General features: G+C 55.2%; 11 protein-coding genes. 5 read left to right on the top strand and 6 right to left on the bottom strand.

What is annotated here, in order from left to right; all coding sequences use genetic code 11:
* The first annotated feature begins 154 nt into the window (after positions 1-154).
* Positions 155-556 (top strand): hypothetical protein, encoded by a 402-nt coding sequence (locus IQ292_RS03175; protein ID WP_203308829.1) that lies wholly within the window; start codon positions 155-157, stop codon positions 554-556.
* A gap of 572 nt (positions 557-1,128) precedes the next feature.
* Here the strand turns inward: IQ292_RS03175 and IQ292_RS17585 are convergent.
* Entirely contained in the window at positions 1,129-1,470 is a 342-nt protein-coding gene (locus IQ292_RS17585; RefSeq protein ID WP_338057574.1) for an SOS response-associated peptidase family protein, read from the bottom strand.
* 350 nt (positions 1,471-1,820) lie between these two features.
* Here IQ292_RS17585 and IQ292_RS03165 point away from each other — a divergent pair, with 350 nt between their 5' ends.
* Positions 1,821-2,246, top strand: a complete 426-nt coding sequence (locus IQ292_RS03165; RefSeq protein WP_420853644.1) for a very short patch repair endonuclease — start codon at positions 1,821-1,823, stop codon at positions 2,244-2,246.
* Positions 2,247-2,304: 58 nt separating this feature from the next.
* Positions 2,305-3,978, top strand: coding sequence for a DNA cytosine methyltransferase (locus IQ292_RS03160; RefSeq protein WP_203308827.1), 1,674 nt, complete (start codon positions 2,305-2,307; stop codon positions 3,976-3,978).
* On the opposite strand, the gene IQ292_RS03155 is transcribed toward IQ292_RS03160, so the two are convergent.
* Positions 3,975-4,721 (bottom strand): BglII/BstYI family type II restriction endonuclease, encoded by a 747-nt coding sequence (locus IQ292_RS03155; protein WP_203308885.1) that lies wholly within the window; start codon positions 4,719-4,721, stop codon positions 3,975-3,977. The two genes, IQ292_RS03160 and IQ292_RS03155, sit on opposite strands and share 4 nt — an antisense overlap.
* A 91-nt stretch (positions 4,722-4,812) precedes the next feature.
* On the opposite strand from IQ292_RS03155, the gene IQ292_RS03150 reads away from it, so the two are divergent.
* Together IQ292_RS03150 and IQ292_RS03145 are read left to right on the top strand one after the other, a co-directional pair.
* Positions 4,813-5,625, top strand: a complete 813-nt coding sequence (locus IQ292_RS03150) for a BglII/BstYI family type II restriction endonuclease (protein ID WP_203308826.1) — start codon at positions 4,813-4,815, stop codon at positions 5,623-5,625.
* Between the two features lie 1,015 nt (positions 5,626-6,640).
* Positions 6,641-7,153, top strand: coding sequence for a hypothetical protein (locus tag IQ292_RS03145; protein WP_203308825.1), 513 nt, complete (start codon positions 6,641-6,643; stop codon positions 7,151-7,153).
* A gap of 28 nt (positions 7,154-7,181) precedes the next feature.
* Here IQ292_RS03145 and IQ292_RS03140 read toward each other — a convergent pair whose 3' ends face one another.
* The 4 genes from IQ292_RS03140 to IQ292_RS03125 all read right to left on the bottom strand — a co-directional run bounded on the left by IQ292_RS03140 (position 7,182) and on the right by IQ292_RS03125 (position 11,989).
* The gene (locus IQ292_RS03140) at positions 7,182-7,760 is read right to left on the bottom strand and encodes a recombinase family protein (protein ID WP_203308824.1); all 579 of its coding nucleotides are present in this window, start codon (positions 7,758-7,760) and stop codon (positions 7,182-7,184) included.
* Between the two features lie 401 nt (positions 7,761-8,161).
* A complete protein-coding gene (locus tag IQ292_RS03135; protein WP_203308823.1) occupies positions 8,162-9,022 on the bottom strand; it encodes a pentapeptide repeat-containing protein in 861 nt (286 codons plus the stop codon).
* 4 nt (positions 9,023-9,026) lie between these two features.
* Positions 9,027-9,836, bottom strand: a complete 810-nt coding sequence (locus tag IQ292_RS03130) for a hypothetical protein (protein ID WP_203308822.1) — start codon at positions 9,834-9,836, stop codon at positions 9,027-9,029.
* A gap of 1,436 nt (positions 9,837-11,272) precedes the next feature.
* Positions 11,273-11,989: a Crp/Fnr family transcriptional regulator gene (locus tag IQ292_RS03125; RefSeq protein ID WP_203308821.1), complete on the bottom strand. Its 717-nt coding sequence runs from the start codon at positions 11,987-11,989 to the stop codon at positions 11,273-11,275.
* Positions 11,990-12,024: the final 35 nt, after the last annotated feature.

The following is a 12,024-nucleotide window of genomic DNA, read 5'->3' as shown; positions in this document are numbered from 1 at the left end:
ACAGGTCGCTCATCCACTCTCTCCTCACGGAGCCTGAATCAGATCGCGCCTCCCACATCAATGGGTCCTGACCCTAGAGCATAAGTTTGATGCATCTATCGATCCGTATCAGATCAAGGGAATTAATCGGGATATAGTAAAAGCTTATATCGCCATGTCCCTTGGCGGGAAGAACCTTCCTGATGCTTGGAACGCAAATGTCAGAAAAAAATATAGAAATAGAGCCTTAAAAGCCGGACTGTCTGGGGATGAACTCGATATATCGAAGATTTGCAAGGCAAAGACGGTCAAGGATGCGCTATTAAAGAAATATCCGTTTCTTCATGATTGGAAGGAATGCCCCTATAGGTGGCATGTGCTTCAATTTGAAGAAAGTTCTATATTGCTCGATGCCCTTTATAGACTGACGGTAGTACATGATATTCCCGCCCTTCCCCTTCATGATGCAATGATAGTTAAAGAGTCTGACATGGAATTAGCTAAACAGGAGATTAGAAAATATTTCCATAGAAGATTCTCCGTATATCCAGAAATCTCTTTTAAAAAGAGAAGATAGAGAGGAAGAAGGAGAAGGGGGAAACATATATAGTACGGTTATGGCTGCGTCACTGCATGACCGGTCCATCGGGACGGCTAGTCACGCACCCTTTAGGAGAAAGAGGCAGTTCTCTGTCCTTTGACCTGCGTCGCTTGTCTGCAAAAAGGTTTTTAGATGGTTAGCATGTTTCTGTTCCAATAGATTTGCAGAATGTGTCATTGTCGATGTATGGCTACGAAAGTGGCCAAGAAGGCCTGTTTCAACGCCGTACAGCGCCAAAACAGAATTGCAGGTGGTCACATGGCTTGGGCGGGTTCGCGTGTGTTTTCTGGCAAATTTACTGCTATTCTAGAGGGGGTTGCCGAAAACCATGCCGTTCATGGCTGGCTACGACGAAGTTTGTAGTTAGCCGCCGCCACGTCATAGCCGGATCATCAACTGCGACGGGTACGACCCAGCCAGCGACGAAGCATTTTCAACCGGAGCCGCCAACCAACGGTCGTAAACCTCTTCATGGAGGATCACGGGCATGGCTTTAGGATGGATCGCACCGACAAGGTGCGTACCTGGATCACCATCGTAGCCGGTCGTCAAGAAGGCGTAGGCAGGACCATCACCTGTAGGCCGCCATACACCTGCAAATGCGAAGATCGGGCGCGAAGGAAGGGAAACCAATAGGGCTTCTCGTTCCCCGTCGCTGGATCGGGACCAACGGACCATTCTTGAAAGCTGGTGACAGGGGCCACGCACCGTCTTTCCGGATTAGCCAATGCCGAACGCCAGAAGGGGCTAGCGTAGCTCCGAACGTTGACCACGGGATTGCGCACCCCCTGCGGCGGCGGAAAACCCCACCGCATGGCCTTTAGCCGACGCGTCGCCGATCCTGTCACCAAAAGGCCAGGGCGACCCGGCGACACATAGTCCTTGTCCATAGGTCGCGGGTTCAAGTCCCGTCGTGAGCAAGGAGGCCGGTGTCGAGCCCGGCCCATGGCAATCATCATCCGCTTTCTGCCAGGATCGGCAGCCAGGCGCGGGACAGCAGGCCGGGGGCGTAGCAGCTCACGTCGACTGGCAGATTGGCGTCTTCTTTCCTGGGTCCTAGGAAAGGTGCTCTACGTTCCTGCGAACGGCCACGGCTCGTGCTGTAGGTTTGCTCCCCTGCGCATGAAGCACGGTCATTCGTCCGACGATCAGGCTAGGCAGGCAGCTGGGGAATCATACCAGGGGTCGGACCTTGTCTCCACGTTTGATGTCCATATCTGGCAACTGATGGAACGCGTTGGTGCCTGTGCCTGATCATCTTACGAAGGAGCGGCGCAGTTTGCACATGTCGCGCATCAAGCGCGCGGATACGAAGCCTGAGCTCATAGTTCGGCGGCTGCTGCATCGGCTTGGCTATCGCTTCCGGCTGCAATGGAAGGCTGCGCCAGGCCGCCCTGATGTGGCGTTCCCCCGGCGTCGCAAGGTCATCTTCGTCCACGGCTGCTTCTGGCATCAGCACCCCGGATGCAAGCTGGCGCATATCCCAAATACGCGCCGTGATTTCTGGGAGGCCAAGTTTGATCGCAACCGCGCGCGCGATGCGCGCGACCTGCAGCGTTGCATCGACGAGGGCTGGTCCCCGCTTGTAATCTGGGAATGTGAGGTGAAGGACGAGGCCGCTCTAGGAAATCGGCTGAGCGATTTCCTCGGTCCGGCAAAAACCTGACCCGGCCTGCGGTTTGGATCTTGTCTAGGCGGTGTTAGCCGGGCATTATCACATGGACATGAAGGCGCTGCCTTCGGACAGGATGGTGTATAACGTGCGTGCTATCGACCTTTATTCCGGGATCGGGGGATGGAGCCTGGGGCTGAAGCTCGCCGGTGTCCAGGTGGTCAATTCCTATGAATGGTGGAAGCCCGCGATCGACACCCACAATGCCAATTTCGGTGGGGAGCTGGAGCCTGTGGATATCCGCAAGCTAGAGCTTGCGGACCTTCCCGATGATATTGAGTTGGTGGTAGGTAGTCCCCCTTGCACCGAATTTTCTTATTCCAATCGCGGTGGAAGTGGAAATATCTCCGAAGGTCTCAAGGACCTTGTGAAGTTCTTCGAGGTCGTCGACCACCTCAAGCCCAAGTTCTGGGCGATGGAAAATGTGCCAAGGGTCGAGCAGGTCATCCGCAAGGGCATGGCCGATCCTAAGCATGTGCTATACAGCTTCCGCCATCTTGCACCCGAGATCGATGTCTTTGATTTCTCGGAATACGGCGCGCCTCAGGCGCGTCGACGTTGCATCGCCACCAATATCCCGTTGGACATCATCAAGGGTTTTGGTGCCCACGTGGAGCCACGAACCCTGGGCGATGTGGTGCAGTCGCTAAGCGCCGGAGCCGAGGTCGTCGATCCGGTCTGGGGTGTCCGCCTGCCTATCGGCGATGTGACCGAGACGCAGTCTGAGCCGCCGCTAAGAGGCGAAGAGCTTCGAATGAACCGGGATGCCAAAGAGCATCACCCGGTCTATAACAACATGGCATTCCCAGACCCGCTGGACCGAGCTGCTCGTACGGTCACGGCTACTTGCACACGGGTTTCGCGCGAAAGCATCGTCATCGCTGATCCAAGGCGCGCAGGCGAATTCCGGAGGTTGACCATCCGCGAGCGTGCTGGATTGCAGGGCTTCCCCATCACCTACCAGTTTTTTGGCAGGTCGTTTGCGGAGAAGGCCAAGATGATCGGCAATGCGATCCCGCCGACTTTCACGCATTTGATTGCGCTGGCGGCGCAGGGCGTCAAACCTGAGCAGTTCCTAGGCTTCGCCGCCGCCGGCAATGCGCTGCAGGTCCCGAAGCGCGTCGCCCCTGTGACCGAGCCAGACGGCGAAGGCAGGACCTACCCTGCCAAGCGGGCCTTCCGCGCCGCGCTGCCGGGCTTCCGCTTCAAGAGTGGAATGCGCTTCGACCTTTCCAATACCGTTCTTGACGGCGGCACGCAGTGGTCTGTCAGATTCTTCTACGGTCCATCGAAGGACATCCGGCAGATTGACTTGGATGGTGAGGTCACAAGGGATTTGCGTCGGAGCCCGTGGTTAGCTGAGTTGCTCACCGGCTTCCGTAGAGAATTGGCGCGAGCAGAGTCGTTCCTGGTCGCCACCAGCCCTAACGGCTTGCAGGAAGCTTGGACGAAGAGGTCTGCTGGCATCGGTCCATTCGAAGTGACCGACAAGCTGGCGGCACTTGCCGAGGAATTGCATTCGCGTATCGAAGCTGAGCTTGACCCATCAGATGGCCCACTGCTCGCGGACTATATTGTGACCGTCGCAAGCGGGGGTGGCCCCGTCGATAAACTTGTCAGCCGGGGCAAGTTGGAAAGGAACGCCGCGCGCATCATCGCCGGCATTGTCGTGGGGGAATGGTTCAACGGATTGACTTGGCATTGCGAACACAAGGCTGCCGCCTAGCCCGTATCCCCTTCGTCTTCGTCATCAGGGACATTCACGATGGGCTTCGGTATGGTGCCGGTTGGGGAATTGCGCGTGACCGCATGGGGGTCTTGCCCTTCGAATAGGGCGTTGACGATCCGGTAGCGATCGAGTTCCGTGAATTTCGATGGGCCGTCGTTCTTAGCTGAGTCACTTTTTGGAATGTCTATTCGGCTCAAGTCGACGGTTTTTGTCGCCCTGTTCGGCTCGACGCCGATCACAAGTATTGGCAACGTTATAGACAGGTTTGCAGACGGCAACTCGCGGATAACTCGCTCATAATGGGCAATGTTTGACCCTATGCGCGCCGCAAGCGCAGCCGTGGGCACGATTGATAAGCCAATATCAACCAAAGATTGGGAGTATGCCGTCTGTAGTTTAAAAATGTCGGAGTACCAGCGACTCATATTGCCGAACTGGACCTCGGCCTGAATTTTAACGTGATCGAAATTCTTGTGAAAGTCTGCCGCCAATCGAGATTTCTCGATTGCGGTTGCTAGGGGGTGATACTGCCAGTTATTTTCGACAGCTAGCGCGCGATCAAACCATGTGTTCAGGCATTGCTGCACAACGTCGAATTTCTTGTTCTTTTCGCTTTTGCTTGGAAATATGAAAAGCGGCGATTTCTTGACCACGCCAATGATCTCATCCCATGCGCCCCTATTACTGCGGTGCTGAAGAATTTCTTCCGCGTACCTGTAACTGAAAACCTCGTATTTGATACGACACCCCCTGGCTTCAGATTCGAACTAGACGTTCGACTTCTCGACTGCAACGACGTATCCGAAGATCGACAATGCGTTGCGGGGTAGGATGCCGGGCCTTTTCGAGGAACTGGAAGACAAGGGTTTCCAGGTTGAGTTCAGATCGCACGCTAAGGCGATCCTCTCTATCGATTTCCCCGATGTCGCGGCAGAGTTGGTCGCGGCCCTGTCCGCAACAACGATCCCTGTCGAGGAGATCATCGCTGGCGGTGGTGGTGAATCCAAGGGCACGCAAAGGCTCCGTCGTGCCCTAGCGGCGCTCGGATGGCGAAAGATGACCTTCATTGTCGAGAAGCGGATCAACGGGGTCCCGAGTGAGGCCCAGTCCCATGAAGTCGACCATGTTCGGGAGTTCGGGGACTCCCAGCGGATCGCACTGGAGATCGAGTGGAACAACAAGGACCCATTCTATGATCGCGATCTTGAGAACTATAAGCGGCTACATGCCGATGGGGCGATCTCGGTTGGGTTGATTGTGACCCGGGGGCGGTCGCTTCACGAAAACATGCGCGGCCTAGTCCATCGCTTCCTGGACGAACGGGGAATAGACGACCTCGAAGGTTTGCGTGAATGGGGTTATGATCCTACAAGTCGTCAGCGCAAGGCGATAACAGATCGCATGTCGCGCGTACGGAACCCGGTCTCGTTCCGGGATGCTTTTACGGACAAGTTTGTCTCAGACAAGTTCGGTGAGGCGACGACACATTGGCGCAAGCTGGAAGATCGGCTTCAACGAGGAGTGGGTAACCCTTGCCCGCTTGTGCTCATTGGCTTGCCCGACTCCATCGTCACCTTCGACGAAGGAAAAGCGGCATTGGTGGAGGTTGAAGCGGCAGAGGCGGCCCAGCAGCCTGCAATCTAACTGGTCTCCCCGAATTTGGCGGGCACGCACTAGTCGCCCTTATGCCACAGGCGCTTCGCACTATTTGGGCGTCAAAGCGTGGCTCCCTTTCCAAAAGGCAAGTTTCTATCATCCGTCAGGATGGTCATGCTTATGGTAGAACATCAGATTGTGCATCCATGATAGGTAGCAACGAGCGACAGCTCGCCCATCTCCCGCTAAGTCGGATTTTCGTGGGGAATGTGCCTTCTGTCATCTTATGGGAGAGCGTTGCGCGGTCTAGACCGTTCTGGAGGAGTGTTGCCTCCGTCGCACTGATGGAGTGGCGAATTCTTGCAATAGCGCTGTCAGTTTAATGCCACCGCGTCTATGCTGGGCGCAGGCCGGTTTTTAACGCCAGGAGCTTAGCTCGCGAGCACCTGTCACTCCGCCAGCACAGCGGACCTCGTTAACCGACAACACAGCCCTTGGCCGCTGCGAAGCACCTACAGGCTGCCTGTAGTGAACTGTGCCGAAGCGCTCGGCATCCTCAAAGGGCAGCGGTCACCATTCATGCTAAGGGTATACCTCGTTGGAAATCGCCTTGGCGGCGGCGCCTAGCTGCATGTTGTGGTGCATCGTTCCGGCCCCTGTTTCATGGCATCAGCCATATGGAACAAAGGCAGAACAGTTCACAAGCTGCGTGGTTCTATCGCAGGCGGCGGCCTCACCATTCGCCAATCTGTGAGGTTCAGTTTGGATCGAGCCAGTGGCTGAATGGTGTGGTTTGCCCCATAGCTATATTTTCTAGGACTTCGTCTTCCCAGCGAGGTTGCCCCTACGATCATCTTCATTCATCGTGTGCTCGCGTTGCGGCAGAATCCGCAGCGTGGGGCGTAGGAACCCCGCTGGCACGTAGCCTGGTCAAGAATTCTTGGCCGGGTGGCTACTACGTATGTCCAGGGCTCTGCCTAAAGGTGGTAGCGCCTTGTGCTACGTGCAGGGTTCCTAACACCCGGCTCGCTGCCGGGGCGCCTCTTCAATCCAGGGGGCGACGATGGACGATAACAACAAAGCCGAAGCTGGACAAAACCCATGGCGCGTGACGCGCCGGACACCCGCCCCTTCCTCAACGTTGGGCGAAACTGCAGATCGCACATTGTCGAATTTTGAGATTGCGTTGATAGTTGCTGGCCTGTTGATCTTCTGCGCGATAGCAGCACTCGCCATATCAACCTATCTAAACAATGAAAAATCCCGCCATCTTCTTGAAGATCGTGCAAAGGAATCAGTCACCACGACTTTAAGCGACCCCGGTTCGGCCCAATTCAGCGACGTGGTCGTCGGTAAGACATGCGTTACGGGCAAGATAAACGCGAAGAACCTATTTGGTGGATATGTCGGGTACCGCAAGTTTTACTATGATGATACTCGCAGCGTCGGGCAAATAGAGCCAGACTCGGGCTTTGCGTTGACCAAACTGGACAAGCTGAATGGTGTCATCGACAGCGCCGATTTCAACATGGCTTTTTCAGACTGCCAGTTAACGGATGCCAAGGCCGATGGCTGAACTACATCCTTATTAGGGCGACGATGTCTCATTGTGGACCGCAATACCGTTTGATCGTCGCCAGTGACAAACCGAAGTGCGCCGCCGTCTTGGCGATACTGGCACCATTATCAGATCGCCAAGCTTGAACCGTTGCCCGGTCCCCCGCCATTGGCCTCCCAAGGCTTGCTTTGCCCCTATGTGTCTTTCCTGTAGCCGCCAATGCCGCCTTGGCAGCAGCGCGCCCAGCGTCGCAACGCTCCCTAATTCGCTGACGCTCCATTTCGGCAACCTGCGCCAGAACAGCAACGATCAACTCCCCGACGCCTTTAGCGATCGGTCCGAGGCCACGAACGTCCACCGTCACGCCCTTATCGATTAGGCGGCGGATCGTCGCTTGAATATCAAGCGCGTCGCGGCCCAGCCTATCGATAGCGTATATATAGAGGGTGTCGCCTTCACGGACATAGCTAAGCAGTTCAGCGAAACCCTTGCGATCGGCAGCTTGAACAGCACCGCTAACGCCTTCGTCCGCAAATTCGCGATCGAATTGCCCGCCCAAGGCCTGCCGCTGCGCTTCAACTGACTGCGACGTGTCCGATACACGGTAATATGCAATCCGCGCCAAGCTGGCCTCCCGAGTCGCTCAAAAGATAGGCTTATTATATGCGCCAGGCGCATATATGTAGAGTCCTATCTTTCAAGCTACGCAGCAGGCATCGTGACGGGTAGGCTCAAAGGCTACAAAATTTGTGCCAAGCTCCACGGCGTCCATCAGCAAAACATCCGCCACGAAATTTTTTATAGAACAATTGCATCTATCGTTTAGGCTAGGTCCGGGAGAAGTCGGAACGCTAACTCCCGACGCGCCTTGGGCAACGTCATTGCAAGACATACCCCAAATATCATGATCGTTCAGCTTATTCTTTTTAATAAGGCTGATAGCACCTCCTCGAACCAATTTGCTAATAATTTACTATATATGGAAAGATAACTGGCTAAATCGATCATCGCAAGGAAAGAGAGCCGTCAGATAATATCGCCTGCGTCCGGCAAAGAGGCCATGATTCTTTCCATTTCTTCGTCGGACACATAATTAATGCTCTTGATCGCCATTGCGAAAGCTTCCATCTCTTCATCGCCTGGCTCGAATAAATCTCTTGCTGCCGCCAGCCAGGCGAGAATGTGGGGAGTATCACGCCAATTGTATTTCGAGCGAACGCTATATCTACCCGATTGCACATCTAGCCTGCGCGCCATTTCGATTAGCCACTTAGTTTCCTGCCGATTAACATAGCGGCGAGTACCATTTGCATAAATAAAAACGAATTTTATGACGGGATTCATATAGATAGATTCATCGATTGGATAATCGGCGCCTCGATCCCGGACTATCAGCAAGATGCCGTTTGATATGTTTTTTACTGTCTCCATGGAAACCAATTCTCCACGCCTTGCCTTTCTAAGGGTGGATGTACTTATCTCACATTGATTGGCCATGTTATCATAAGTTACGCTCAGATAGCTCAGAACCGACTCTATATAACCGGGACGGAAAGTCGCATATAAGTGTATGCGCTGGAGATATCCATCCGTCACTTCACTAATACGAAACTCAAAACTGTCCTTTAATGCCGAGTATTGAGCATCTACTGTTGCGCCATTAAAAGCTCCCGGGCTAAATAAAATGTCAGATAGATTAGCGCCAGTAAGATTTGCGCCAAAGAAACTGAGTCCGCTCACGTCTTGTCCCGAAACGTCAATACCAGTTAGGTCGGCGCCCTCATAAAATCGATATTGGTCAAACTCCGTCATTTTCGCCAATGATACGAGGTTCGTCTCACCAGACTCAGCTATCGCTAATACTCTTTGAAGACTTGATAATTCCATGCCCCTACTCCGGCAGTGCCAACAAGTCCGCCACGATCAAATCGGAGAATCTATCGTCCAGTTTCCCAGTTTCTAAATCTGCGTTAACCAAAATGCGCTTTAAGTATTGGATAGCGGCCTTCTCGCTTATGTCATTATAAATAACATTTCTAACTTTGTCATTTAAGGTGCTTCGCTTTGGAACGAGATCAGATATTTCAATATCTTCGAGGGCACACGATACCACAATCGAGATAACCGGATCGATCTTCGGGATCGTCCCGTCGACCGATACCCGCAAGCGGGGTTCATCGACTGGATCCCACGGCTGGCCTTGTAATGTTTCAGAATGCCCGGGCACCATATCCCATGAATAACTCTGTCGATCGACCGGCTTTGGGGAGACGACGATTGCTGGTATTGTTTGAACAACCTTAACTCGTTCCTCGGATGTAACTTCCTCTTCGGCTTTTGCCTCACCGGAAATTGCTAGATGGATGGTGGCAGGTGTGATCCTGCCCTTTGCTGCCAAGTTTGCCTTGGCGGCTTCTCGATATGCAAGAATCATGGTCCGTTCCGCATCGGCAGTCGGCTTGCTGCGGGCTACTGACCGTCGCTCTAAGGACAGCGGCCTTTCCACTTTGATCGTTAAAAGCGCTCGTTTAAGGGCAAGCTTAAAGGTGAAGGGAAATTCCGCATCGTCTCCACCGAGCCTTCCTTCCGAAAAGCTGATTTCGACGTGAACACCTGACGTAGAGCCGTCAACACGGAAGGGGTCGTGCCAAGCATCAATGGATAGCGCCTGCGACAATACTCGCGCTCGGTTGTCCGACATGCTCTACGATCCATCTTCCTTTATGTCGGCTCGGTTGTCCCGCTTCGAAAACAATCAAGCAAGCACAAACTTGGCTAGGTGGCTTGCGGCGCGCTGGGAGCGGTAAATACGTGGGGTTTGAGGGGCGGGGGTTACCGTGGAGGCTAGCGCAGCAGGAGGTGGCCCTGCTTCAATGCGGCGTCATCGTCGGCGCAGCCGGAGGTATGCCTGCCGTACCTCGATCCAGCACTCGATAATTTCCGCATCACCGCCACGGCGGTGGTCCGCTATCCTGCGCTCGATCTCACGTAGGACCTGTCCCCCATGCTCGTCTCGCATCGCCTTTGCGGCGGCGTTATAGTCATCAGCCATCGTCGGAATTAGCGGTACTAAGACGCTTAAGGAAGCGACGCCGTCGCGAAAAGGCCGCAAAATGGGCCAACGCCCGCGTGGCGGGGTGGTTGTAGGCCACCGCCGCCCGCTGTGCCCAAATCGCGTTAAAGGCCTGCACTAATTAGGCTTATCGGCCTTCTAAAAACCACCTGTGATCGATCGCCCTTAGCTTGGTGTCAATTGCGGCAATTTCTTCCGGAACGATCTTGCCTCCTCTTCGGCATTGTCGAGGAAGAGGCCTGATTTCGTGCAGCGGGCATAGTGTCACTGTGCAGACGGCTATTTGCTCTAGGAAAGTACCCGGAGAATTCCTGTCGTAGGAGCAATCCCGGCACTTATCCTTTATAGCTTGTGATCGTGATGTCATTTAAATTCATGTCTTTCATATCTGTCCTTTCGCAAAGAAAGTGAGTGGGCGCGATGGGTTGTCCCCGTCGCCCAGACGTTTTGAGCGAAGAAGATGTATGACGCAAGTAAAAAAATCGCCGTCGATGTTGGTCATAAGTCGATTTATATTCTACATTACCTAACCTTCGCGTCGCGAATAGCTAAAAGGGTATAGTTTATAATAGTTTTTACCTTTAGCTTGAGGGTGGCAGCAATTTGCTGCCCGCGTCATGCGCAGTCCTTGCCGACCGTTGACGGCGTGCTACAAAGCGCCTCACCAATTGGATTGGGCAGCGTCAGCTAAGTGACTGATTTTTCGTAATGCGGGGGTCACAGGTTCGAGTCCTGTAAGCGGCACCACTTCCGGTCAAAGCTAGGCACCGCCACGGGCTAGCGGGTCGGCGACCACTTCTACTTGTGGTACAGCGCTCGACCGCCGAGGGTAAATCCGTCGCGCCGGGGCGGTGGAGGCTGGTAGGTTAGCGGAGGTCTGCGGCTGTCGGTCGCGCCGAAAATCAGCTGTCTGGATCGTGGCAGCCCGCTGTCCGCTGTCCGCAATCGGAACAGCTAAGCCCCCACATTGGGTGCCGGCGTCGCGCCTGCGCCGAACGCCGCCGGGGGCGCCGCCGTTGCGCTATCGGGCGCGCGGCCTGGCAGTCCCGGTCTGGCTTGCGGCTTCAGGCGCATTCCAGTTGCGCCAGATTGAAGATCTCGATGCGCCGCCTGCTCATCGCCATCACACCCTCTTCGTATAATCGCCGAAGGGTGCGATTGACATGAACGGGCGTGAGGCCGAGGGAATCCCCCAGTTGTTCCTGGGTCAGCGGGCATTCGAAACATCCATCCTCGGCAAGGCCGACGGCGGCAAGTCGGGCATAGGTCTCCGCCATGAACTGCGCGAGGCGCGCACGGGCGTTGCGCCGGCCGATGGTCACGAGCCGCGTGTGCAGACGCCGGACCTCTTCGCGCCGCGCCATATGAAGGGCATGTTCCATCATGGTCCGCGCCGGCGGCGACAGCGCGTCGAGATCGAGCATCGCGATCCTGACGGCGCCGCACGCAACGAGAACCGAGGCGGGATCGCCATCAGACGTAAAGCCCGTCGAGAGATCGCCGGGGACGAGGATTTCGGTGATCTGGCATGCGCCGTCGTGCAGATAGACTGCCCGCAAGAGCCAGCCGTCGACGAGAACCCAAATGCGCGAGCGCCCCGCGGGCTCGATGACGGCCTGGCGATGCGGCGTCGAATGGACGTCGGTTATGGCGTGCGGAAGCTCATCCGCCAGCGATCCGTCGGCAGGGACGAGGGCGCCAAGCCGTCGCAGCAGGAGATCGCGCGCGGCGCCCGCATCGGGATAGGACGCCGCGCCGTAGCGGCGATATGGCCGACGCATGTCCCGCACGCCATCGCGGGCTTCCCTCGTCTGAG

The organism is Sphingomonas beigongshangi, assembly GCF_016820445.1.
Lineage (GTDB): Bacteria > Pseudomonadota > Alphaproteobacteria > Sphingomonadales > Sphingomonadaceae > Sphingomonas > Sphingomonas beigongshangi.
This window is presented reverse-complemented; position numbering and strand designations above follow the sequence as displayed.